The sequence below is a fragment of the Paenibacillus taichungensis genome, assembly GCF_047302525.1.
GTDB classification, from domain to species: domain Bacteria; phylum Bacillota; class Bacilli; order Paenibacillales; family Paenibacillaceae; genus Paenibacillus; species Paenibacillus taichungensis_B.
Window position 1 is genome coordinate 731,070 of record NZ_CP168020.1, and the last position, 25,570, is coordinate 756,639.

The 25,570-nt window shown below is 47.5% G+C and carries 20 protein-coding genes; 13 read left to right on the top strand and 7 right to left on the bottom strand.

The window, feature by feature from the left end:
• The first annotated feature begins 139 nt into the window (after positions 1-139).
• Positions 140-1,027 (top strand): LysR substrate-binding domain-containing protein, encoded by an 888-nt coding sequence (locus ACDJ58_RS03360; RefSeq protein ID WP_413375487.1) that lies wholly within the window; start codon positions 140-142, stop codon positions 1,025-1,027.
• A 37-nt stretch (positions 1,028-1,064) separates the two neighbouring features.
• Here the strand turns inward: ACDJ58_RS03360 and ACDJ58_RS03365 are convergent, their stop codons facing one another.
• Positions 1,065-2,054 (bottom strand): aldo/keto reductase family protein, encoded by a 990-nt coding sequence (locus ACDJ58_RS03365; RefSeq protein ID WP_413375489.1) that lies wholly within the window; start codon positions 2,052-2,054, stop codon positions 1,065-1,067.
• A gap of 140 nt (positions 2,055-2,194) precedes the next feature.
• Entirely contained in the window at positions 2,195-3,226 is a 1,032-nt protein-coding gene (locus tag ACDJ58_RS03370; protein WP_413375491.1) for a PocR ligand-binding domain-containing protein, read from the bottom strand.
• 370 nt (positions 3,227-3,596) lie between these two features.
• On the opposite strand from ACDJ58_RS03370, the gene ACDJ58_RS03375 reads away from it, so the two are divergent.
• The 4 genes from ACDJ58_RS03375 (at position 3,597) to ACDJ58_RS03390 (ending at position 9,440) form a co-directional block, all read left to right on the top strand.
• Entirely contained in the window at positions 3,597-4,736 is a 1,140-nt protein-coding gene (locus ACDJ58_RS03375) for a glycerol dehydrogenase (RefSeq protein ID WP_413375493.1), read from the top strand.
• A complete protein-coding gene (gene dhaK, locus ACDJ58_RS03380; RefSeq protein WP_413375495.1) occupies positions 4,736-6,505 on the top strand; it encodes a dihydroxyacetone kinase subunit DhaK in 1,770 nt (589 codons plus the stop codon). The genes ACDJ58_RS03375 and dhaK overlap by 1 nt, the downstream gene beginning before the upstream one ends.
• Positions 6,506-6,878: 373 nt before the next feature.
• Complete coding sequence (locus ACDJ58_RS03385) at positions 6,879-8,057, top strand: alanyl-tRNA editing protein (RefSeq protein WP_413379441.1); 1,179 nt, start codon at positions 6,879-6,881, stop codon at positions 8,055-8,057.
• 78 nt (positions 8,058-8,135) lie between these two features.
• The gene (locus ACDJ58_RS03390) at positions 8,136-9,440 is read left to right on the top strand and encodes a DUF1963 domain-containing protein (protein WP_413375497.1); all 1,305 of its coding nucleotides are present in this window, start codon (positions 8,136-8,138) and stop codon (positions 9,438-9,440) included.
• 454 nt (positions 9,441-9,894) lie between these two features.
• Here the strand turns inward: ACDJ58_RS03390 and ACDJ58_RS03395 are convergent, their stop codons facing one another.
• Both ACDJ58_RS03395 and ACDJ58_RS03400 read right to left on the bottom strand, forming a co-directional pair.
• Positions 9,895-10,236 carry a DUF1801 domain-containing protein gene (locus ACDJ58_RS03395; protein ID WP_413379443.1) on the bottom strand — a complete coding sequence of 114 codons (342 nt, stop codon included), beginning with the start codon at positions 10,234-10,236 and terminating at the stop codon, positions 9,895-9,897.
• Positions 10,237-10,238: 2 nt separating this feature from the next.
• Positions 10,239-10,814, bottom strand: coding sequence for a GNAT family N-acetyltransferase (locus ACDJ58_RS03400; RefSeq protein ID WP_083678997.1), 576 nt, complete (start codon positions 10,812-10,814; stop codon positions 10,239-10,241).
• A 257-nt stretch (positions 10,815-11,071) separates the two neighbouring features.
• Here ACDJ58_RS03400 and ACDJ58_RS03405 point away from each other — a divergent pair, with 257 nt between their 5' ends.
• From ACDJ58_RS03405 to ACDJ58_RS03415, 3 genes are all read left to right on the top strand, one after another.
• Positions 11,072-11,527 (top strand): GNAT family N-acetyltransferase, encoded by a 456-nt coding sequence (locus ACDJ58_RS03405; protein ID WP_413375500.1) that lies wholly within the window; start codon positions 11,072-11,074, stop codon positions 11,525-11,527.
• A 359-nt stretch (positions 11,528-11,886) separates the two neighbouring features.
• Positions 11,887-13,227, top strand: a complete 1,341-nt coding sequence (locus ACDJ58_RS03410; RefSeq protein ID WP_413375502.1) for an amino acid permease — start codon at positions 11,887-11,889, stop codon at positions 13,225-13,227.
• Positions 13,228-13,406: 179 nt separating this feature from the next.
• Entirely contained in the window at positions 13,407-15,161 is a 1,755-nt protein-coding gene (locus ACDJ58_RS03415; RefSeq protein WP_413375504.1) for a methyl-accepting chemotaxis protein, read from the top strand.
• Between the two features lie 93 nt (positions 15,162-15,254).
• Here ACDJ58_RS03415 and ACDJ58_RS03420 read toward each other — a convergent pair whose 3' ends face one another.
• Positions 15,255-16,160 (bottom strand): LysR family transcriptional regulator, encoded by a 906-nt coding sequence (locus ACDJ58_RS03420; protein WP_413375507.1) that lies wholly within the window; start codon positions 16,158-16,160, stop codon positions 15,255-15,257.
• A 140-nt stretch (positions 16,161-16,300) separates the two neighbouring features.
• Between ACDJ58_RS03420 and ACDJ58_RS03425 the strand changes: the two genes are divergently transcribed.
• A complete protein-coding gene (locus tag ACDJ58_RS03425) occupies positions 16,301-17,344 on the top strand; it encodes a 2,3-butanediol dehydrogenase (RefSeq protein WP_413375509.1) in 1,044 nt (347 codons plus the stop codon).
• Positions 17,345-17,491: 147 nt separating this feature from the next.
• On the opposite strand, the gene ACDJ58_RS03430 is transcribed toward ACDJ58_RS03425, so the two are convergent.
• Positions 17,492-18,001, bottom strand: a complete 510-nt coding sequence (locus ACDJ58_RS03430) for a GNAT family N-acetyltransferase (protein WP_413375511.1) — start codon at positions 17,999-18,001, stop codon at positions 17,492-17,494.
• A 166-nt stretch (positions 18,002-18,167) separates the two neighbouring features.
• A complete protein-coding gene (locus ACDJ58_RS03435; RefSeq protein ID WP_413375513.1) occupies positions 18,168-18,935 on the bottom strand; it encodes an AraC family transcriptional regulator in 768 nt (255 codons plus the stop codon).
• A gap of 194 nt (positions 18,936-19,129) precedes the next feature.
• Here ACDJ58_RS03435 and ACDJ58_RS03440 point away from each other — a divergent pair, with 194 nt between their 5' ends.
• The 4 genes from ACDJ58_RS03440 (at position 19,130) to ACDJ58_RS03455 (ending at position 25,472) form a co-directional block, all read left to right on the top strand.
• Positions 19,130-21,460, top strand: a complete 2,331-nt coding sequence (locus ACDJ58_RS03440; RefSeq protein ID WP_413375515.1) for a beta-L-arabinofuranosidase domain-containing protein — start codon at positions 19,130-19,132, stop codon at positions 21,458-21,460.
• 359 nt (positions 21,461-21,819) lie between these two features.
• Positions 21,820-22,551, top strand: coding sequence for a hypothetical protein (locus tag ACDJ58_RS03445; protein ID WP_413375517.1), 732 nt, complete (start codon positions 21,820-21,822; stop codon positions 22,549-22,551).
• 12 nt (positions 22,552-22,563) lie between these two features.
• On the top strand, positions 22,564-24,252 hold the full coding sequence (locus tag ACDJ58_RS03450; protein WP_413375519.1) for a VWA domain-containing protein: 1,689 nt from the start codon (positions 22,564-22,566) through the stop codon (positions 24,250-24,252).
• Positions 24,253-24,332: 80 nt separating this feature from the next.
• On the top strand, positions 24,333-25,472 hold the full coding sequence (locus ACDJ58_RS03455) for a toxic anion resistance protein (RefSeq protein WP_413375521.1): 1,140 nt from the start codon (positions 24,333-24,335) through the stop codon (positions 25,470-25,472).
• Positions 25,473-25,570: the final 98 nt, after the last annotated feature.

The window sequence follows — 25,570 nt, forward strand, 5'->3', positions numbered from 1 at the left end:
GCAATAACAGCAATAATGCAGCTTCTGGTATCATCACGTCGTTAATAGTAAACATATTCGTGGACCAAAATTTCATTATGTTTCATGTTCAGGAATAGATGAAGTCACAGGCTAGTCGGAAGGGAAGTACACCAGGCATATGGATATTCGAAAATTACGATACTTTATCACCGTGGCGGAGGAGCTTCATTTCCACCGTGCGGCTGAGAAATTAAATATGACGCAGCCGCCGCTGAGCCAGCAGATTCAGAATCTGGAGGAAGAGCTCGGCGTGAAGCTATTGGAACGCACGAAAAAAATGGTTCGTCTCACGGCAGCCGGTGCCGTATTTCTGGAACAGGCGAGGCTGATCATGGCCCAACTTGAGCGATCCATCCAGCTTACGCAGAAGGCTGACCAGGGCATCATTGGACATTTAACGGTTGCTTTTGTGGATTCGGCTTCGGGGAGTATTATGGTCAATGTGTTGAGAAAATTCCGTGCGGCGTACTCGCAGATTGAACTTACGTTGCGTGAGATGACCTCGTCCGAACAATTGCAGGCACTAGCAGATGGACAGATCCATATTGGATTTTTGCGGTATCAGGATCACAACGGAAATTTGTCGTTCCGGGTCTGTCAGACGGAAACATTAATCGCAGTGCTGCCAGACTATCACCCTTTAGCTTCACAGATTCAGGTGTCAATCACCGAGCTGGCGGACGAAGATTTTATTTTATTCCCGCGGCGTCTGGGCTCTCCGTTCCATCGCCTCGTTCTGGATTATTGTAGGGAGCATGGTGTAGATCCTCGTATCACACAGGAAGCCATTCAGATGTACACGATTGTGAATCTCGTTGCAGCGGGCATGGGGATATCCATCGTTCCTTCTTCAGTAGATGTGTTCGAGCGGAGGGGTGTGGTATTTCTACCATTAGCAGAAAGTCCGCCCTCCGTACCGTTGTACACAGCATGGCGGACGGACATGAATCAGGAAGTGATTTCCCGTTTTATGAATATTGTAGATGAATGCGTTGATGGGGAATGAGAATTCTCGTGTTCCGAAAGTTGTCCCAAAATGGCGGTTAACCCGTCTTGGCAGGATCTCTCTCAATCCACTCACTCAGTATTTCATCAATGCGGGACAGGATTTCCCGATCCAGTTGAACACCAGAGGCTTTCACATTCTCAAGGACTTGCTCTGGACGGGATGCCCCAATAATGACGGATGACACATACGGATGCTGGAGAACCCAGGCAACGGCGAGTTGAGGGAGCGTCAGACCGATCTCTTTCGCCAATGGAACAAGCTGCTGCACAGCAGTTAGAACATCGTCACGTAACCACCGACCAGCCAGATTGTTGAAAAAGGGTGCTCCAGCATTGGCCGCTGCACGTGATCCGGCTGGCAGCGCTTCGTGCGGAATATATTTACCAGATAGTATGCCCTGAGCCAGGGGAGACCATGTAATGTGGCCCAGACCTGCTTGTGTACTTGCTGGCACAACTTTCTCCTCAATAACACGCCATAACATCGAATACTGTGGTTGGCTCGCAATAAAAGGCACGCGAAGCTCCTTAGCTAATGCGGAACCCTCTTCAATCTGAGCGGCTGTCCATTCGCTAACTCCAATATAGTGAACCTTGCCCTGACGAACCAGATCGGCAAACGCAAGGAATGTTTCCTCCAGCGGCGTGTTTGGATCATAACGGTGAGCATAATAGACATCGATGTAATCGGTTTGCAATCTTTGCAACGAAGCGTTGCAGGCCTCCATAATATGTTTGCGGGAAAGTCCTCTGTCGTTGCGACCTGAGCCGGTTGGATGACAGACTTTGGTGCACAGTTCAATACTTTCTCTTCGGATCTCCTTTAGAGCATGTCCTAACACAGTTTCTGCCTTGGTGTTGGAATAGACGTCTGCCGTATCAAATGTCGTGATGCCTGCCTCCAAAGCAGCCCGGACACAGGCTTTTGCGGTTCCATCATCCACTTGTGCTCCATGTGTAATCCAGTTGCCCAGTGAAATCTCACTGACGGTTAGACCGCTGTTTCCCAATTTGCGATATTCCATTCGTGACGCCTCCCTAAGTAATCTGGACTCCATTGTAGCAATGGCAGATTAATAGGTGAAATATCTTTTAACCCCATCTTTGATATGAAAAAGATATCACTAGGTCTTCCTCTGGTAACAAAAACTATAGTTAGGCTTGCTCATTGTTCCTGCATGTATTTGCGATAGAGGGCAGGCGTAATCTCCTCGAATTTTTTGAATATTTTGATAAAATAACCCGATTCATTGAATCCCAGTTCATCACTGATCTGCGACACGGGCATGTCCGTAACTTCCAGCAATTGCTTGGCCCATTTGATTTTGAGTCGTGCAATATAAGTCGTGAAGTTCTCACCCGTTTCCTTGGCAAACAGCCTGCTGAAATAACTTGGACTCAGGTGGCACAGATCGGCCATTTGTTTAAGTGAGACTTGCTCACTTTTGTGACTGTGAATATATTCAAAAGCAGGTTGGAGCACCGGGCTGGAACTCTCTGTATCACTTGGGCTGTTTTTAAGATAGGCATCCGCAATCGCATTGGTCATTTCTTTTTTGATCGACTCAATATTACGGATGGAGTACCCAGGCAGAATAGTGGACAGATTCAGAGACTCCTGATGACCCGAAGCTTTCTCGAACATTTCCACCAGCAAATTTTTGTTCAGTGCTTCCTCCACGATGTAGTTACAAAGTAAAGAAAGCATGTTGGAAATTTTCACAACCTCTTCATAGGTCATGACAGGCAGCTGGTCATAATCGTCCTGTAATTCCTTTAGCTTCGCAGCATGCATAGGCACGTTCTTGGACGTGACGATCTGTTCCAATTCCGTCCCTTTCTCCGGGTCAGCGAGCTTCACTTGTCCTGCCATTACCGCACCGATATATTTCCCATCGATCGTGATTGGAATCGCGATATCCACGATATTGAAATGACACAGGTAGACATAAGGCTCGTTCAATCGAACGGCTTCCAGACCACCGCGAGAATCACATTTCTGGCAGTAGGGGAGCAATGCGGGATCTTTGCGAACATTTTGGCAAAAGGCCTGACAGCTGCTATGGCTGGTTACGGGAATGCCTTTATAATCAACGGTTAGAATAGCCAGCTTGGTCACAGTGGCAAGAGAATCCTGTAGACGCTTCCATTTATTCAGGTCAAGGATTTTATTGATATGCAGATATTCTTTAATCATGGGTGATCCTCCATAGCTAACTTGATGAATGATGATTTCGTTCGTTAAAAGTTAGCAAGTTGTACATATTAAGATGAGTTAATGACGGGTAAATAGTTATGGGAGGTCAAAAATAAACCATCACATGACAATAAGATACCATGCTTCCGTTGAAAAGCAAAAAATTACGATTGCAAATTATAATAATTTGTTATCAAAGTCCACTGTAAACCTCACATGCATGGTATATATTTAGGTTAATTGTGAGCATTTAAAATTTAATGTATAAGTTCATCCAAGAATTACATCAGGTAGCCTTGTTGAAGGTATGCAGGTAATTTATGCAGTAAACGAACTTAACTTATATCATCCATAGGAGGCATATATCATTATGAGAAAAGCATTTATTAGCCCAACGAAATATGTACAAGGCGAAGATGAATTGTTGAACCTAGGTTACTTTGTAAAATCCTTTGGTGAATCTGCATTGCTGATCGCACATCCGGATGATGTTCAGCGTGTAAAGGCGAAGCTCGATGCAACGGCACAGAAATTTAATATTACGTTTGTTGAAAGCGGTTTTAGAGGAGAATGTTCCCGCGAGGAAGTCGCTCGTCTCCAGGAAATTGCGAAAGAAAAAGGATGCACATGTACGATCGGTCTTGGTGGCGGTAAAGCGATTGATGCAGCCAAATGTGTGGCAGAAGGTGAAGCGCTGATCATCTGTCCAACCATCGCAGCAACGGATGCACCAACAAGTCATTCGGCTGTGTTGTATACGCCTGAAGGTGCTTTTGATGATTATGCTTATTTCAAACAAAGCCCAAGTGTTGTTCTCGTGGATACAACGGTTATTGCAAACGCACCAACACGTTTCCTCGTATCGGGTATGGGTGACGCGTTGTCTACGTACTTCGAAGCAAGAGCTACAGCGAAGTCGTACTCTCGTGTGAACGCAAGTTTTCCAATGGGTTCCCGTGAAGGATACACACCATCTGCGGTAGGTACGAATGCAGCTCTCGCGCTGGCGAAGTTGTGCTACGAAATGCTGCTCAGTGACGGTGTAAAAGCGAAAGTGGCAAGTGACAGCAACATGGTCACTCAAGCGCTGGAGAATATCGTAGAAACGAATATTCTGTTGTCCGGTCTTGGATTCGAAAGTGGTGGTCTGGCTGGAGCCCATGCAATCCATAACGGATTTACCATTCTGGAAGGCACACATCACTTCTTCCACGGGGAAAAGGTAGCCTTCGGTACGATTGCACAACTCGTCCTTGAAAATGCACCAACCGAAGAGTTGCATGAAGTCATGGACTTCTGTCTCGCAGTGGGACTGCCTGTATGTCTGGCTGACATCGGTGTAGATACCATTAGCCAGGAAGAATTGTTGAAAGTGGCTGAAATTGCTTGTATTCCGGAAGAGTCGATCCACGCGATGCCTTTCCCGATCACCGTAACTGAGGTTGCTGGTGCGATTGCTACCGCTGACCGGATTGGTGCGGAGTACAAGGCTCGCCGGGAGGCGAAATAATGAAGAAAATCATCAATCAGGCTGAAAATGTTGTCATGGAAATGTGCAACGGCATTGCGCTCGCGCACCCGGAGCTTGAATTTTTGAAAAAATATAAGGTCATTAAGCGGAGGAAGATTAATGCTGATAAAGTCAGCCTAATCAGTGGCGGCGGTAGTGGTCATGAACCTGCCCATGCAGGTTACGTGGGTAAAGGCATGCTGGATGCTGCGGTCTGTGGAGATGTATTCGCATCTCCTTCCCAGATTCAGGTATATCAGGCGATCAAGGCCACAGCTAGCAAGAAGGGCACGCTGCTAATTATCAAGAACTATAGCGGCGATATGATGAACTTCAAGAACGCGGCGCATCTTGCCGAGGAAGATGGCATTGACGTGCAATATGTACGGGTTGAGGATGACATTGCTGTACAAGACAGTCTGTATACGGTAGGACGCCGCGGCGTTGCCGGAACTGTACTGGTGCACAAAATCGCTGGAGCCGCAGCCGAAGAAGGCCGCAGTCTGGCAGAGGTGAAAACTGTTGCTGAGAAAGCAGCCCAGAACGTTCGCAGCATCGGATTTGGATTCACTTCCTGTACCGTGCCTGCGAAAGGAACACCGACATTTGAAATCGCTGAAGATGAGATGGAATTCGGTGTAGGAATTCATGGTGAGCCAGGCATACGCCGCGAGAAATTGGTATCTGCGGATGAGCTTGCAGGACGCATGGTTGAATCACTGCTTTCAGACATGAAGCTGGACAACGATGCATCCGCTGAGATTGCTGTGCTTGTAAATGGATTTGGTGCGACACCTTTACAGGAGCTTTATCTGCTCAACAACTCGGTTCAGCGTGAGCTGGCACAGCGTTCAGGACTGGGTGTAGCCACTACGTTTGTTGGCAATTACATGACGAGCATCGATATGGCAGGCGCATCGGTAACCATCCTGAAACTGGACGATGAACTAAAAACGTTGTTGTTTAAGGAAAGTGATACACCTGCTTTCAAAGTGTCTGGTCCTCCAGTAGCGCCAGTGGCATATTCGGAAGCGTTGGAAGCCGTCGTGACTGAAGATGCGCCTGTATCCTATGAAGTGGAGACACCTGCAACGTCTGCGGTGATCAACAACAATCAATTCTCCCTGGATAATATCGTCTACCTGATCGATAAGATGAGTGAAATCATTATCAAGAACGAAGTGCCGTTCTGTGAACTGGATTCCCATGCGGGTGACGGCGACTTTGGCATGAGCATAGCGAAGGGCTTCAGACAGCTCAAGCGCGAATGGAACCATATCGTGAACGAAGAGAAAAAGAATATCGGTTCATTCCTCGATGCATGTTCTCTTGTCATTATGGAATACTGCGGCGGTGCATCCGGCCCAATCTGGGGTTCGGCATTCCGGGCAGCAGGCAAAGCCGTTGGTGACAAGCAGTCAATGAACGTTGCAGAGTTCGCTGACATGATACAGGCGGCAGTACAAGGGATTCAATCTACAGGCGAACGTTCCTTCGGACGTGGTGCCGTTGTAGGTGACAAGACATTAGTTGACGCACTTGTCCCTTGTGCAGACTCATGGACGCAAAGTGCGACGTCTGGAGATGACTTCAAAACGGCGTTTGCCAAAGGTGCCGAAGCTGCAGTAGAAGGTGCGAAGAAAACAGAAGACATCGTGGCACGTATGGGCCGCGCAGGTGCTGTTGGCGATCGCAGTCTGGGCTACCCGGATGCTGGAGCGTATGCGCTGGGTGTTATTTTCACAGAGCTATCCGAGTCAATGAAATAAACATGGAGTGCAACGAGATTACACTTGGCCACTCCGATTGCAGACCATACTTTCGATCGCTGTTATCCCCGGATTTTTTTGATTGACCTCTATAAAGGGTAAAATCCGGTGATAAAGGCGAACGCTTCGCTTCTACAGTATTAGTCTGCAATCTTCGTTCCGGTGTAATTATAAGGTTCAATCCATATCCAACGTTTCATTAAACGTGGATAGTGGATATAAGTAAGGAGACCGCTCTGTAGCTTGGCTTACAGAGCGGTCTTTTTGATATGAAAAGCGGTGATGTGAGGCGGGAATTTGGCTTGGCGGTTCCAGATAGTGTAATCTGGAGAGTATGGATAGCCATTTGAACGAGAAGGGATCGGATGATTCGATGACGCAAAAAATCTATTATGACTCCGCGTACACACAGGAGTGGCATACACAAATTACAGGCAGAGTGGACAAGGAAGACGGTATATATGTCACGCTGGCGGAGACGGCTTTTTATCCGCATGGGGGTGGACAGCCTTGTGATCTGGGGCAGATCGGCGGCATTGATGTGTTGGATGTAATTAGTGAAGATGGTGAGGTGCTGCACAAGCTGGAGCGTGCGCCGGAGCAGAATGACGTGGATTGCCACATCGATTGGCAGCGCAGATTCGATCATATGCAGCAGCATAGCGGGCAGCATTTGCTGTCGGCTATTACGCTGAAGCTGGCAGATGCGATGACGCTCAGTTTTCATCTGGGGACAGATTATATCACGATTGATGTGGCCGCAGCCGAACTGGGAGCGAACCAACTGGCTGCAATTGAAATGGAGGTCAATCAGCAGATTTACCGGAATGCCAGAATCAGCAGTTCCTGGGTCACAGCGGAAGAAGCGGCCCGTCTACCGCTGGTGAAGCAGCCTTCCGTCACTGAAGATATTCGCATCGTGGAGATCGAGGGCGTGGAATATAACGCTTGTGGTGGAACACATGTGTCAGCCACAGGAGAGATCGGGATTATTAAACTGTTGAAAACCGAGAAAGTGAAGGGCGGCACCCGGATTTATTTTAAATGCGGATACCGAGCACTGAATGAGTTCAACGCCGCGCAAAGCGTGCTGACCGGAATTACAGCCAAATTGAAGACCAGCCGGGAAGAGCTTGCGGATCGGATCGACAAAATGGAAGCAGAACAAAAGCAGCTGCAAGCAGAGCTGAACGCTGTGAAAACTTCCAATGACGCTTATTATGCGCAGGAGCTTTTATCTGCACGGGAAGGGCTTGTCATTGCCCAAATCTTTGAAGACAAATCACTCAAGGATATGCAGAGTCTGGCGACCAAGCTGACATCAGAACATGAGGGGCTTGTACTCTTTGCGAGCATCTCGGAGGCCAAAGTTGTATTGGCACAGAACGGGCAGCCGCCGGAGTGGGCTTGTGGACCTTTCTTCAAGGGCAATCTCGGAGCCTACCAGGGCAAAGGTGGCGGCAGCGACAAGATGGCTCAGGCGGGTTTTGCCAATAGCGAAGATGCGATCGCATTTTATGAATTTACGAAGGACCAACTGGGACATCACTAATCTATCATCCCGCTGATCGATATGGATCGGACTCGATGGATCGTGAAGCGTGATCAATAGCAAAGGAGGTACCCATAGATGACAGAACGCATTCCGTGCAAACGAGAGGGGTGCCCGAATACCATTTTGCCAGCAACGGCTGCCAGAACAGGTGGGTACTGCATGCCTTGCAAGCAGGAGATGGAACGCGAGGCGCATCAAAGATATATTGAAGCCAATCGGCGCGACGTGGACTTGTATGAGGGAATAACGGACCCTGTGGAGATTTTGAAAATCATGCATACACGTCAGGTTCATGATCCACTAATCCGTTATGTGGCATATGAGCAATCCAAAGAACAGGTATATCTGTCCTTGTCTACGGAGCAGCAAGCCCTCATGATCGATTATGCGATGAAGCTGATTCGCACAGGGGATGACGATACAGGTAAAGATATTTTGGTATATCTGGTTTGTTATCATGGTACCTCGTTGTGTGCACAGATTCCTGAGCTATTGGAGCGCGAAATCTACTACCCTGTCATTTTGTATAAGAGTGCCTCTGCCGAAGTACGTAATCAACTCTTGCAGCGGGTGAACATCGATGATGAGAATCGGAATAATCTCTTGCTCATGCTCGCCTATATTGGAGATGAAGTGGTCGTACGTCAGTTCCAGCAATGGAGGCAGTCTCCACCTCGCTGGGCAGATCAGCTGCATGTCGCACCAGAGCACTATACAACCGAAGCCGGTTGGGAGTTGACGAATGAAGGTCAACGCAGGGATTTATTCATCACTCCAAGTTATTCACTCTATAAAGTAAAAGAAAATGAAGGGGCTGGTGACACGTCAATTGGCTATCCAATCTCCATTCTGTTGACCAGTGCCGATAACTGTGAGTGGTGTGGCAGTCATTTAACGACCTTAATTGATCTGGATGTACGGCATCCAGCACTGCAGGACGTTGCTTGGAACAGTGAGCGACTTCAAATACAGACTTGCGTTATATGCAGCTGTTATGGCGTCGTTTATATGGAGTTGGATTCAGCAGGGGAACCGTGCTGGAGTGCGCATAATGTGATGCCGATGGGAGCGGATGATCTTGACCCGGACGACTACGTACAGCTTGCACCGGATGCAGGCCGGCAGTTTCGGATTGCGACTGCACCACGTCACCCGTTCCATGGCAGTGAGTGGGCGATGGAGCCTTCTACATCCCAGATTGGGGGCCATCCCGGATGGGTTCAGGACGCGGATTATCCGAATTGTCCATGCTGCGCTTCAAGGATGAGGGTCGTTGGACAGATGGACTGGAGCGAGGTTGAGGAATACGGGGATGGCATGTATTACATGTTCATTTGCGAGCCGTGTCAGATGACTGCGGTATCTTATCAACAATCCTGATGAGGGAAGTAATAATCTGTTATTGCATAGATGCGATTTAAATTGTAATGACAGCTGCTACATACCAAAAAGGGGATATCCCACATGTCTTCGACATTACGGGAGGCCCCTTTGTATGACTAGAGGCAGTCCCATAGTCATGAGGATGACACGGGACGCCCCTTGTTCACATTATTTTGGTCTAACGAACCTGGCACACGTTATTTGCTCCCATTTGCACCGATCTGAGATGTAACGAATTACAGAGACGTTATTTCATCGATAGGGTCGAATATAAGGCTTTGACCCCGTTGTTACACCGAAATAACGTCACTGAGATTCGTTAAAATTTGCATGCCTTGAGGATCCGCCGTTTAAGGTTTAACAGGTTCGTTAGCATCTTGGCCAAGCGACTCGGCCAAATGGAGAAATGAAACTTCAAAATAGTCTTACTATTGACCTTTTTCTTTAACGCTTAGAGTTCTACCGATGCCTGTGTCAGAAGTGCAGCCAGCCACTCATAGTCCGGCGTATCTTTTTCCTTGATTTTGATTGTTTTACGTTCCGCTGGGCCTTCGAATATCCCATCTGGCAGCTCAAGTCCGGTTGCATTGAAGATCGTGAAGGATACTGCCGGCTTGGAAGGGGAGATAACTGCTGCATATTTACCGTTTTTCAGGAAATGAGGTTTCTTGTATTGCACACGTTCCTCTACTTCAGGGATGGACTCATGTACCAACTCCCGCAGTTTACTTGCAACCTGAGCTTGCCAGGGAACCGGGATCTGTTCGATAAATTCAGTGACTTCCACATTCATATTCATGCTTGTCCACCCTCCACATTGATCTGATTGTGTACTTCCCATTCCGGTCTTAGAATTCCCATCAATAAGCGATCATAGCGTTTTCCATCACGATACACGGCTGATCTAGCACGACCCTCCAATTGAAAGCCGACCTTCTCATAAGCACGGATGCCCTTGGCATTATAGGCGATGACATCCAGTCCTACCCGGTCCAGATTCAATTCATGGAAGGCATACCGCAAAATAAGATTCAACGCTTCCGTTCCGTATCCCTTGTTGCGATGCTCTGCTAGTCCAATGCCAATGGCAAGCTGTCCGCAGCGGTTGTTCCACTCAATGCTGTGAATGACAACGAATCCGATCAGTTGTTCATCCTCAAGCGTTCGAAGCCGGAAGTAAACTTCCTTGTCCTTTGTCTCGCCTTCATCCTCAAGTTGCTTTTCCGAAAATGGAATGGCAATATCCGTATCCACATTTCGCAAATATTCAGGATCTTCATTCCATTGCAGCATGGTCTGCACGTCTTCAGCACGGGGCGGAGTCATTTTCAAGCGTTTGCTATAAAACAGATTTTCAGTCGATAGTGTCATGATGATCTCCTTTTCACAAATTAAGTTCGCTTCACCTCAGTACGACAATTAGCTATATGGCTGCTACGCAATATTCCTCGCTCCTTTTGGTTTCAGATAGCCTCACTATAATGGAAATTTAAGGGTGTTACAATAGACATTTCATTTGTGTTTTTGAAGCTGTTGTCAGGAAACCTGTCATGGTAGTACTATATAAACAATAGACATGTATTCAGTGATACAACACACAACAAAATTGTCGGGCAGGAGTGGAAGATATGGAGATCAAAGTAGACGATTTGAGCGGTCATCAAGTCATTGGATTAATAGCAGAACATTTGCAGGGTATGGCAGCAGATTCGCCGCCGGAAAGCATTCACGCCCTGGATCTGGATGGGTTAAAGAAACCTGAGATTACATTCTGGTGCGCATGGGAAGGGAAAGAACTGTTGGGCTGCGGTGCCATGAAAGAATTGAATTCGGAGCATGCAGAATTGAAATCGATGCGTACAGCATCGGCTCACCTGAGAAAAGGTGTGGCAAGGCAAATCCTTGCCCACATTATTGAAGTTGCCAAGAATCGGGGTTATAAACGGATCAGTCTGGAGACGGGTTCGATGGATTCTTTTATTCCGGCGCGGAAGCTGTATGAAGATTTTGGGTTTGTATACTGTGAGCCTTTTGCAGATTATAGTCTGGACCCGAACAGCGCTTTTATGACGAAGGAATTATAAATGGAATGATACGAAGAAAAGCATAGCAGGAACACACGAGAAACCAGCATTCTGTTGCATACAGACCGCTGTTTTTTTGCGTTTAATGATTGTTTTGCGAAGTGGTGGACTGCAACAAATCATACATATTGGAGATCGCAAGATGAGTAGAATATATTCAAATGAACGGATTGGATTGCATACAGATTGCTTTGTATCATTGTGGGGTATAAAACATAGGTTATGTCAGCATTCGTTTGGGATGAATTGGCCGTACGGAACTGCTGGGCTGAGGCATGGACAATAGGGTATACTGGACATTATGTTTATGTAAACATGAAACAGAAATGCAGACGTTTTTTACATCAGGAGGACTTGAATTGGCTCAGACAGAAGGAACATTACAGAAGAAACTTAAACCAAGACATATTAGCTTTATGGCTATGGGCGGTGTCATTGGGACCGGAATTTTCAAAGGAAGCGCCGAAACGATTGGACTTGCAGGTCCAGGAGTTATTGTAACGTACATTTTTGCAGGATTATTGTTACTGGTTGTCATGGCTGCGATGGCGGAGATGGCTACGGTGTACAAGAACAAAAATATGAAAGACTTTGTGCAGGAAGCGTTCGGTAGCAGAGTCTCCTTTATCATGGGATGGATGTATTGTTTCCTCTGGTTGTCGGTATGTGTAATTGAGGTGATTGCAGCAGGGAGCTTTTTGCAGTACTGGTTCTCGGAAGTGCCGCTGTGGATGCTGAGCCTGGTATGTGCGGTGTTTATTATACTGATTAATCTGCTGAGTGTAGGCGTATTTGGGGAATTTGAATTTTGGCTGGCTGGCATTAAAATCGCCATGATTATTATTTTTATTATCCTCGGGGCTGTTCTGATCTTCGGGATCATTCCAAGTGACAACACGCCTTATCTGCAAAATTACACGCAAGCAGGCGGTTTCTTCCCTAATGGATGGTCATCGATCTTTTCGGCACTATTGGTCGTCATGTTCTCGTATGGAGGATCTGAGCTTATTGGCTTAACCTTAACGGAGACAGAAAATGCGGACAAGGTGATGCCCAAAATTGTGGGGAACTTCATGCTGAGAATCATTTTATTTTTCACGCTGCCGATTCTCATCATCTGTGGGCTCATTCCGTGGAATGAGTTGGGGCCCGAGAGCAGTCCGTTTGTACAGGTGCTGGCTTCTACAGGACTTCCGGGGGCCGCACATATTATGAACTTTATTTTGGTGACCGCCGTTCTGTCTGCTGCAAATTCCGGCATTTACGGCGCATCCCGTATGATGCATTCCATGGCGGTAGGTGGTGAAGCTCCCAAGGCATTATCACAAACGAATCGTAACGGCAGTCCGGTAAATACACTGCTGGTATGTGCTGTGATTCTGCTTGGGGGCTCCATGCTGGGGCTATTCGCACAAGATCAGCTCTTCCGCGTGCTGTTGGCGGTTCCGGGGTTTGTCGTGATGCTCGTGTGGATTTGTATCGCCACATCACAGATGAAGCTGCGCAAGAGATATCCGGTACAGCCGACATTTAAGGTCTGGGGATTCCCTTACGTAACTGGAGCTGCTGTGCTCTGTCTCGGTGTCATTGCAGTCATGTTTGTATTTGATCAGAGCAATCGTTTTAGCATCAGTATCTGTCTGATAGTACTTGCTGTACTGATTATCTGGTCCCTGATTCGATTCAGAAAGGCGGATTAAAACGACATCTCGGCGTTCGTGCCGAGGTGTTTTTTTATCGCTTCCTCATCCAATATTTTCTTGCCTAATTCGACAACTTCATATACTATTTTCACATTACATAGTGCTTCAAGCATGTTATTTTTGGGTAGGGCGTAGTCGAAAAGGCTTACATACAGGCGTGAGAGGAAGAGGATTGGATGGTCGGGTTTTTCAAGAAACGTTTGGTTGTTCGCATTGTTGCCATTGTTACATTGGTCATTATGATTATATCTGCGGGAAGCATGTTGCTTCAGCTGGCGAATATGAAGCTAGCCGCGCAGGAGGCCATATCGAGTTACAATATTCAAATTGCCGAGAGTTATGTGAAACAGCTGGATACAGGACCGTATGTGGAATTTGCCAAAGATCCCAAGGAAAATGACGTGTTCTTGAAGATTCGTGATGAGCTGGATGATTTTCGTATGAGCATCGGTGCGATGTATGTGTATTTTGTAAAAATAGACGATACAGGCACGCCTCTCATTATGGTGGATGGCATGAAAGATGCAGATAAAGCATCACCGATCAATGAAGTGACGGATATCCCAGGTGATGCAGTCCAAAAGCTCCTGCAAGGGAAAACAGCCAGTTCTCCCATCATTAATAATGAGGAGTATGGCGAATATATTTCCTCATACGCTCCGATTTTGGACAGTAATGGGGCCTTAACGGGTGTAATAGGAATCGATACAGCTGTGTCGGTCATTGGAAGTATTGAGTCAGATATTATGAAATCCAGCATTCCGTTGTATGCCCTGTTGTTGTTCATCACGGTTGCAGGCATCGCGGTTGTATTGTGGTTCATCGTAAGAGGCCTGCGACCGCTGAAACCGTTGAAGGCAAGTGTCGAACAAATGGCGCAAGGTGAGCTGGCGGAGGCCAACCGGATCCTGACAGCCTATCGGCTGCAGAGTGAGGATGAGATTGGCAGCACATTCAAGGCGATGATCCATATGTCCGGGGACTTAAATAAAATGATCGGCGACATGGTCGCGGGTGTCTCGGTAACCACCGATATTCTCGCGGAATCAACGGAGCAATTCAATCGTGATGCAGAAGACATGCTTGAGATGAATAAGAGCGTTGACCAGTCCGTGCAGCAGATCAGACAGGGAGCACACACCCAGAAGCAAGGTGCTAGCGACAGCGCCAATGCGATGGAAGAAATCGCTAAAGGGATTACCGATATTTCAGAGTCATCTACAGCCGTGTCCGACGCTGCAACAACTGCGCTTGCTACGGCACAATCGGGTAAGCAGAGCATGACGCAAATGAAGAAACAGATGGAGAGCATTTCGGCTGTATCTGCTGAAGTTGTAGCCATGGTCCAAGTGCTTAACAACTTCTCGCAGCAAATCGGCGGTGCGCTTTATACAGTGCGGGATTTTGCGAGTCAGACCAAACTTCTGGCGCTGAATGCTTCAATTGAAGCCGCTCATGCAGGAGAGCATGGGAAGGGATTTGCCGTTGTAGCTGATGAAGTACGGAAGTTGGCGGAGGCTTCAAGCACATCTGTGCAGACGATATCCGATTTGTTACTCGGCATTCAGAAGGAGTCCCAGCACATCGGATCACAGATGGATGTTACCTCGCAAGAGATCGGCCAGGGGGTGAACAGCACAGCAGAAGCTGAGCTTGCCTTCACGCATATGGTTGATACGTTTCGTGTGGTGACACATCGTATCCAGGAGGTATCCGCAGCAGCGGAGGAGATATCGGCAGGTTCCGAGGAAGCGGCAGCATCGGTCAACACCATCTCGCAAATTTCATCTGGCGTTTCAGATCATTCGGATGAAATTTATCGTTTGACAGGGGAACAGTCGAGCATGTTCCAAAAGGTGGCACAAACGTCCACCCTGCTGCGGCAGCAAACGATTGAGTTGAGCGAAGCCGTAAGAAAAGTAAAGGTATAGGGGAAGCAAGCTGAACCCATATCGAATATGGAACACTCTGGTGCAAGCACCTGAGTGTTTTTTTGACACCCAATTATGGCTTAGACTCTGCTATCATAACTGATCCAGCTCAATCGCCTGTCTGAAGCGTTGGGCAAATCGCTCTGCGGCTACAGCGACCTCCTTGGATTCGGTCTGTACGAAGCCGATTTGCATTTTAGGTTGATCGATCGAGGCGATCTCTACCATTTTCGCAATGCCTTCTTTCCATAGCGGATGTTGGTGGAAGGAGAAGTCATGACCAATGGTGGCGGCAATATTATTTTTCAGGACGGTGCTGATCGCTTCCGAGTTGTTCGTTTTGAACAGGATGGACAGAGGGCCATAATCATACGTGAACTCCTGCAGGAAATCTTCGATGAATCCATCACGATACAGAGCAAGCTTATGTTCTTTTAATTGTTCGGGAGTAACTCGGTTAAGCTTGGCTAGTTCGGATTGGTGATGAGTGCACACAACCAGTTTGCCTGAATACATGGGACTGAAATGCAGTCCATCGAATTCCCGCAATTGTTTGGCGTAGATGGCGATGAAGCCCAGATGGGTTCTGTTGTTGCGGATATCCTCGATGATTTCCATAGAACCTTTCTCTTCAATGGCAATATTCAATTGAGGATGCTCGCGTTTCATATCTGCTGCCGTTTGCACAAGGTAAGGCATCACACTTGGAAAGGTGGCAACATGCAGTTCTCCAGTTAACGAGAATGTCTCGGCATTCAGTGATTTCAATTCATCAATTCGCTGCAAAATATCGAGTGCCTTGGCAATAAACGGTTTGCCTTCAGGGGTGGGAAACGTCCCATGCCGCGAGCGTTCGAACAGGATCATACCCAGCTCATTTTCAAGACGATGCACAGATTGGCTGATTGCCGACTGAGTGACATGCAAGTGCTCCGAGGCAGCCGAGAACGATTGGGTTTTGGCAATTTCAACGACATATTCAAGCTGTTCCAGATTCATGGTTTCATCTCCGTTTTAGCATTAGTACAAGTAATATTAACATTAGTATCTATAAATATGAATAATACGTGAACAGCGATATAATTAATAGACAGAGTTGAATTTCAGGTAGACAAGATAAACCAAAGGGGATGTATCTCATGAAAGCAGCAGTATGGTATGCCAAAAAAGATGTCCGGGTCGAAGAACGGGAAATACCGGTAGCCCAATCAGGACAAGTGAAAATTAAAGTCGAGTACGCAGGAATCTGTGGTAGTGACTTGCACGCTTACCATCATGGCGTAGGCATTCAGGAAGGGCAGAACCACCCGCTTTCAGGACAGAAAGCGCCGCTGACACTTGGTCATGAGTTTGCAGGAACCGTCAGTGAATTGGGAAGTGATGTAAGCGGTATCAGTGTAGGGGACCGTGTTGTTGTTGAACCGCTGTATCATTGCGGACAGTGTGAGTACTGTATTCAGGGGCGTTATAACCAATGTACCCAATTCGGATTTGTGGGACTGAACGGTGATGGAGGCTTTGCTGAATACGTTGTGGTTGAGGCTTATATGGTGCATAAATTGCCGGATAACGTATCCTTTGAAGAGGGCGCATTAGTTGAGCCTACAGCGGTAGCTTTTCATGCAGTTCGCCATAGCAAACTAAAAGTAGGTCAAAAGGTTGCTGTATATGGTGCAGGTCCGATTGGACTGCTGACGATCCTATCAGCCAAAGCTGCTGGAGCTTCCACGATCTATGCAGTCGATGTATTTGAAGAACGTCTGAATTTGGCAGCCAAGCTGGGAGCCATTCCAGTGAATAGTGCCAAAGTTAATGCCACTGAAGTGATTTTGCAGCAGTCTGGCGGAATAGATGTAGCATATGAAGCGGCAGGTGTACAGCCAACCATGGACAGCGCCGTAGCCGTGATCAAAAAAGGTGGGGAAGTTGTTGTCATCGCAGCAATTCCGAATCCGCTACAGGTGAATTTCTTCGACCTGCTAGTGAAGGAAGCGAACTTGACAGCAACACTGGCTTATCGCCACATCTTCCCTGAAGTCATCTCTTTGATTGCTGAGGGAGCACTTGATGTGGGACAGGTGATCACCAGAAAAATCAAGCTGGACGACATCGTTCAGGAAGGACTTGAACTGCTCATGACCGACAAGAGCCATGCGAAAATTCTGGTGGAAATCGGCGGTTAATAGTGAGGAAAATGGAGCGACTAGCATTTGCCGCTCGACTCCGATTCTTTAGCTCAGAATAACGCTAAAAAGGGATGTCCCCTGTCATGTTAATGACTTATGGGCATCCCTTTTTGTGCTATCCGCGCTTATTACCATTTGCGAGAATTATGAATCATAACGGTAGCAGATCGCTTTGCCTCCACTACTCTCGGAACTGAATTCCGGGTCTTCTACAAAACCGAAACGTTCGTATAATCGGATCGCGTTGACCATCTGACCGCCCGTATATAAATACACCGTATTTTTGCCCATGTCTTTGGCAGATTCAACACATTGTTGAAGCAATTCTCTGGCAATGCCGTGACCTCTCCACTTGGGATCAACGCCCAACAGTCGAATAAACGGATAATCAATAGGCAACTCGAAGTTCGGGTAAGCCTTATGCGCGGTCTCAAACAATTGGACCGTACCGACAATCTGATTATCAATTTTGGCAATCCATAATTGCTTAATATAAGGATTGCTCGGCGATTCCCGAATGTCCTTCAAATAATGTTCCCATTGTTCCTTTGTTTGGAACGTGTCCCGGTACTCGGAGTAACTTTCAATGAGAATATGTACAATTTCTTCATGGTCAGCTTCTGTAGCGGGATGAATCGTTACTGCCGTTGTCATCTCAAGTTCTCCTTCTGATCTTGGTTTGATAAGAGATATAGTTGACTTGAATTGTATCACACCCAATGGTAATGGATTAATTCAAATTTTCTATATATGACTCATGAAATTCTATGAGTTGGTATATCCGCACAAGCACATCCAAGGTTCGCACGTATAAGGTTCATTATAGGCGGTTGAGCTGTGTGGAATACAAATTATTGCGATATTCGGTGGGGGTATTGCCTTCGTATTGTTTGAACATTCGCAGGAAGAGTTTGTAATCCGAAAAACCGCATTGTCCTGCAATTTCTTTCACACTGGCATTGGTATTGAGCAGCATCTGCTTGGCCCGGCGAATCCGTTCCGTGAGGATATAGGTTTTGAGCCCAATGCCTTTCTCACGTTTCACCATTTTGGAGATATAGTCCTTGTTAAAATTAAAAGTCTCGGCAATCTTGCCAACCGTAATGTCGGTATGCAGATGAATATCCACCCACTTGCAGATGTGGTCAACGATCGCATTGTGCGGCCGATAACCCGCCTGTGTGTTGCGTTCCAGTTCTTTGAGCAGCAGCAGCAATGCCGCGTCTGCTTCTTCCGATGAGAACGATGAACTATGCAGCAACTGCTTGAACAGCTGATTAGCCGTGGATGGTACCTGAATGGTCGCATGGGTGGGATACTGGTCGAACTCTTCCTCAATCGAATCATAATGAACCCAATAAAAGCTGACGGGAGCATCGCTGACCTGATAGCCATAATGGGTGCGTCCAGCCCTCAGAAACAGCAGATCATTTGCATGAACCACGAACTGCATGTCCTCCTCCGCAATGTACATCTCGCCTTCCAACATCAAAATGACCTCGTGAACAGGCATGCTGCGCTTCATGTGGCTCCAATTTCCTTCGGTTATGAACTTGCCGCACAGGTAATGTTCCAATGGCTTTTGCATAGGACGGATTTCTCCACCTTTTCTTGGATTATGAGTCTGATGTAGTTGTATTTTATTTGATAATATGAGGATATTCAAGGCCTATATGAAGAAATATCGCAAGGGATGCATGAATCGAAACACGGATTTTACCCTTTGTATATCTATAAAAGTACTTCTAAATATCCACTACATACCGAGGAGGAGCGAGCAGAATGATTGAAACCAAAAAGGGATTTCTGGGACCTGAGCATGTAGATCTGTTAAATGGCGTTTTTCAAACGTCACAGGAAGTTGGAGAAAAGTATTTGTTATCCCTGGACATTGACCGTTTTCTGGCACCATGTTTTGAGGCCCATGGGTTACCGGCGAAAAAGGAACGATACGCGGGTTGGGAGGCGCGCTCGATCAGCGGGCATTCCCTCGGACACTATCTGTCTGCCCTGGCTGTGACCTATCAGGCGACAGGTAATGAAATGTTAAAGCAAATGCTGGACTATGCCGTCAGCGAGCTTGCTTCCATTCAGCTGACAACGGGCAGCGGGTATGTCGGCGGCCTGTCCGAAGAAGCCTTCCGCATTGCATTTCGGGCAGACCATATTGGTGGTTTTAACATCGGCGAATACTGGGTGCCCTGGTACAGTGTGCACAAGATCTATCGCGGTCTAATTGACGCCTACAAACTAACGGGCAACGGGCAGGCTCTTGAGGTGGTAACACGGTTTGCTGATTGGGCGGTGGACGGCCTGGTCCCGATGACCGAGGAACAGATGCAGATCATGCTTCAATGTGAACACGGCGGCATGAATGAAGTATTTGCACATTTGTATGGAATCACCGGGAAGTCTGTATACCTTGAGATAGCCAACAAATTCACACATCAATTAATCCTCGAACCGTTGGAACACAAGCAGGACGATCTTCAGGGCAAACATGCGAATACACAGATTCCGAAAGTCATCGGTGCAGCCGAAATCTACAACCAGGACCATAACCATGAGAGTTACCGGACAGCTGCGGAGTTTTTCTGGGACACCACGATTCATCACCGTTCTTATGTATTTGGCGCTACGAGCATTTCGGAGCATTATGAAGCGAAAGGCATGGAGAGTCTGGGTATCAAAACCGGAGAGAGCTGCTGTACCCACAACATGATGCATCTGACGAAGCAGCTCTACACTTGGAATCCAGACAGTGCATACATGGACTATTATGAAAATGCGATCTACAACCATATCCTGGGCACACAGGACCCGGACACAGGGAACAAAACGTATTTTGCATCAACACTGCAAGGCCACTACAAAATCTACGGTACTCGCGATACCGCCTGGTGGTGCTGCACAGGATCTGGCATGGAAAACCCGGGCAAATACGCCGAGGCGATCTATTTCGAGGATGAGCAGGATCTGTACGTTAACCTGTATATTGCTTCCCAGTTGGACTGGAGATCCCAAGGCATATCGCTGAAGCTCGAAACCGACTTTCCTTATTCGGAAAAGGTAACCCTTACGATCACCGAAGGCAGCGCCTCGGCCAATCTTAGACTACGCGTGCCCTCATGGCTGCAGGAGCCAATGACGGCAACGGTCAACGGCGATACGGCTCATCCGCATACCCGGATGGAACCCGGATACCTCGACATCGAGCGCACATGGACCGCTGGTGATGTCATCACAATCACGCTGCCGATGTCGCTCCATCAGTACACGTCCCGGGATGATGCGCACAAGGTGGCATTCCTGTACGGCCCCATTGTACTGGCAGGGGCTCTGGGAAGCGAAGGGCTGCCCGAGGATACCATCGTGGACGAAACGGCACTGAATCCCAAAACCGCACCTGTACCTGTGATCTGGACAGAGCAGGAGGATGTGCGCGAGTGGATCAAGGTTGTAGACGCAAGTACGTTGACGTTTGAGATCAGCAAGGATGTCACATCGGACGGTAACCCGGTGAAACTGATTCCGTTCTATGATGTGCATCATGAGTTCTATACGGTCTATTGGCCGTTTAACGATGAAGGGGATGCGCTGGAGAAGGAATTAAATGATATCACCATCGACAGGGTGCAGCCCGATGGTCAGCAGGATGAGATCGGACATCATCTGGATAGCAATTGCCGTGCAGATCATCATAACGGTTCGTATACAGACAGCCGCAACAAGCTGCATATGTGGCGGGAAGCTTTTGGTGTCAGCGGAGCTTACTTCAGCTACCAGCTGGCGGTGGATGGTTCTGCACCGAACTATGTATGCGTGGCATACTGGGGCGGGGATCATTCTCCTTTTGAACGGGAAGGAACACGGCATGAGAGAATATTTAGTATCGCCGTCGATGGACATGTGGTCGGTGAACAGCGGATTCATATGAACAAGATCGGCGAAGTATTCTACGTTACCTATGACATCCCTCAGACGGTTACGTCAGGTAAAGACAGTGTGCGAGTTGCATTCCAGGCGTTGGACGACAACGGATGTGCCGGGAAAGTCGTGGATGTACGTACAACGCGCAGCAAACCGGATCCATCTTTTCGTAAAATAAAATGAGCACCAACATCATAATCACTCCGGCGCTGGCGTCGGGGTGTTTTTTTGATTTTTATCGTATCGAATTAGCCCTATATAAAAAATGACACGCACTGCAAATTTCCACGTATTACCTGATAACATTTCTTTTTCCGCCACTGATTGTTCAAGGGCACCAGGCTCGCTTCCCAAAGGTTACAAAATCTTATCCACGTTGTCCCTCTAAAGATGAAATGGGATAAGCCTATGCCACGTATATTATGAATATCCATATTAATCCACCCGAATGCGGCAACATCATGTACAATGAAATAAAGTTCCAATGGTAAATATCGACATAAAGGTCCAACACATAGCGCGAAGGGGGTCTGATGATTTACATGATAAAGTACATAAAACTGCTGGGGCTGATCTTCGGCGTTGTGGTCATGAATGTTCTATTGTTCTCGCCAGGATTCATCGGACTGGAGTTTGGCGGGGGAGCATTTACGACAGCGCTCTCGGTGACATTTCTGTTCGGCAGCGTGCTGGCTCTCTTCTATGGAAGCTACACCTTGTTGTTCAGACAGCCTGTAGTCCTGCCCGTGAAGAATATCGAAACCCATGAAGATTATGTGGAAGCGTTATCCTTTTATCGACGCATTAAAGTGCTTGAGGAAGATATCACACTGGGATTATCCCAACTGAGTCGTATGAAGAAAAAGAAAGAAACCCTCCTGAACGTGCTGAATCAGCGATTTGATCCGGGGGAACTGAGTTACAAGAAATTTGCTTCGGTCACCCTCGAAGTGGAGAAGCTGTTATACCTCAACATCCGAAGTGTACTTAACCGACTCAATGTGTTCGATGAAGCCGAGTACGCCAGCCTGATGAAGTCCAAATCCGCTACACTTCCCCAGAAGCTCTTTCAAGAGAAGACCAAAGTATATAACGACTATCTAAGCTATGTGAAAAACTCGCTTCATACCAATGAGGAAATTCTTTTGAAGCTCGACCAGTTGATGCTGGAAATCTCCCGCCTGGACAGCTTTGAAGCTGGAGATATCGAACAGATGCCTTGTATGCAGGAAATTGACCAATTAATCAAGCACACCAAATTATACAGACAGTGAGGGGTTGTACGTATGGCTAAGAAGGGAAAGTTTTTTTTCATATCGATCTTGATGCTGGTGCTCGTGTTCGGATTGGTATACGCAGGTATCACGCTGACGTCGAACGTTGGTAAAACCAGTACACAGGTAACGACAGAGAATGCAGGCAAAGAGTTAGGCAAGCTGTATGCAGACATTGCTCCGGCAACGGCTGAACCCGTGAAGGGACAGATTGATCTCGATCCGGTGGATGTGGCTGAATCACTGCCGGACATCTCGAAATTTCCGATCACGGTCGAGAATACAACGAATGATTATGTAGAGATCTTTTCTTCCATCGAAAAGGCGGGAACCGGGGCAGATGGCTGGTTAACCGAGGTGAGCGAAGAGTTCAACAAGGCTAACATTACCGTTGATGGCAAACAGGTTTCGGTGAAATTACGCAATATCGCATCCGGTACGGCTGCTGATTATATCAAGTCAGGCAAATATGTACCTGATGCGTTTACCCCCTCGAATGAGTTGTGGGGCGAGATGGTGGCTGCAAGCGGAGTAAAGACAGACCTGGTATCCAAAAGACTGGTGGGGAACGTTCCCGGTATCGTCATCTCCAAAGCCAAATATGATGCGCTGGTCGACACGTACGGCTCAGTTAATGTAAAAACTGTGACCGAAGCGATTGCGAACAATGAACTCGCAATGGGGTACACCGATCCGTTCGCCAGCTCCACGGGATTGAACTTTCTTGTGACGGCACTCAACACATACGACAGCTCCAATCCTCTTGGAGAGAAAGCGATTGAGGGTTTTGAGAAGTTCCAAGCGAACGTACCGTTTACGGCTTCCACAACCATTCAGATGCGTGAGGCAGCCAAGTCAGGGCGACTGGACGCATTTGTACTGGAATACCAGACTTACGTAAACACCGCAGATCTGAAAAGCGGATATGTCTTTACACCTTTTGGCGTAAGACATGACAGCCCACTGTATGCATTGGGGCAACTGCCGCAGAACAAGCAAGAGATCATTAAGAAGTATGCGGAATTCGTAACCCAAGCGAAGTATCAGCAATCGGCTGAGGAGTTCGGCTTCAACGGTTTGCAGGATTACAAGTCCGAATTGAACACAGTGGATGGTGGCACCTTGTTGTCCGCTCAGAAAGTATGGAAAGAGAAAAAGAACGGCAGTAAACCGATTGCAGCCGTATTTGTAACCGACGTATCCGGGAGTATGGACGGCGAACCGCTGAACCGACTCAAGGAATCCTTGCGCAAAGGCCAGAAGTTCCTGGGCACAGATAACAGTATCGGCCTCGTCTCCTACTCTAGTGGAGTAACTGTGAACCTGCCGATTGCCAAGTATGATACGAATCAGCAATCGATGTTTGTTGGTACGGTGGATAGCCTGCAAGCGGGTGGCGGTACGGCAACCTTTGATGGGATCGTCGTGGCGATGAAGATGCTGGAAGATTATATGGCTACTGATCCAAATGTGAAGCCACTGATCTTTGTCCTAAGTGATGGAGAAACCAACGAAGGTCATACACTGAAGGATATTCGTGATCTGGTCGAGACGTACAAAGTGCCGATCTACACGATTGGTTATAACGCGGACATCAAAGCTTTGGAGAGCATCTCCAGCATTAACGAAGCGGCGAGCATTAACGCGGATACCGACGATGTTGTGTACAAAATCGGTAACCTGTTCAACGTGCAGATGTAACACGGGGACTGCGATCGAAGTGACCTAATGTAAGGTTCATTATTCCATTTATATAGCACGTAATTTAAGGGGGAACTTGGATGTCGTTTTCGATGGAGATACCTAGCCAGAAGGAAATTCAGAAGGTGATTGAGGAGGAAATAAAGCCTGTACCTGCCGAGGTGGCGGAGCTGCAGCAAGTCGCAAATGCCAACGTGGAGATGATCATGACACTGGATCTCGAATCGTTGGAGAAACGCAAGGAGATTCTGCAATCCATTGACGGCTTTGGCATGAACACGATGAGATCCTCTTCCGAGAAAAACGCGTTGCTTCAAGTCTCCGTTGGACATCTGTCCAAGACGGGAGACGAGGGCGGTCAGGTCGCCAAAGGTTTGACCGAGCTGCATATGCAACTGAAGGATCTCGACCCGAGCGTGGTCGACTTTGCCAAGACCGGATTCCTCGGCAAATTGTTCAATCCGCTACGGGCCTATTTCCTGAAATACCAGAAGGCTGACGCGGTCATCGCCGATATTGTGACCTCGCTGGATAAAGGCAGAGCGACCTTGAGAAACGACAATACTACCCTGGAGATTGAACAGCAAAATCTGCGGGAACTCACCAAACGACTGCAAAAGGAAATTCAGCTTGGGGTGCTGATGGATGAGTCGATTGACGCACAGATCGAAGCTGCCAAAGTGCGTAACGAGGACCCGGAGAAAGTCCGTTTTATCACGGAAGAAGTGCTGTTCCCGCTACGTCAGCGGGTCATGGATTTACAGCAAATGCTGGTGGTGAACCAGCAGGGCATCATGGCAATTGAAGTTGTCATCCGCAACAATAAGGAATTGATCCGTGGTGTGGATCGGGCCAAAAATGTAACGATCTCGGCATTGAAAATTGCCGTCACCGTCGCGAGTGCACTTTACAATCAGAAGATTGTATTGCAGAAAATTGAACTGCTTAACCGGACGACCAACGACCTGATCGCAGGTACGTCCAAAATGCTGAAAGATCAGGGCATTGCCATCCAGAAGCAAGCTTATGAGGCCAGCATTTCCGTTGATACGATGAAGCAGGCCTTCACAGATGTGCTTTCCGCGCTCGACTCCATCAGTCTCTATAAGCAGGAGGCACTGCCACGGATGCGGGAGACCATTAATCAATTCCGTGAACTGGCGGATAACGGGGAGCAACAGATTCAGCGGTTGGAGAAAGGGCAGAAGCTGGGGCTGTAGTTTGAAAGGTATTCAGAAGGATATAGTGGAAGTTTCGGGCATGAGATCAAAAATGGTTGAACACAGATAAACTCTGGTTCAACCGTTTTTTTTTGATT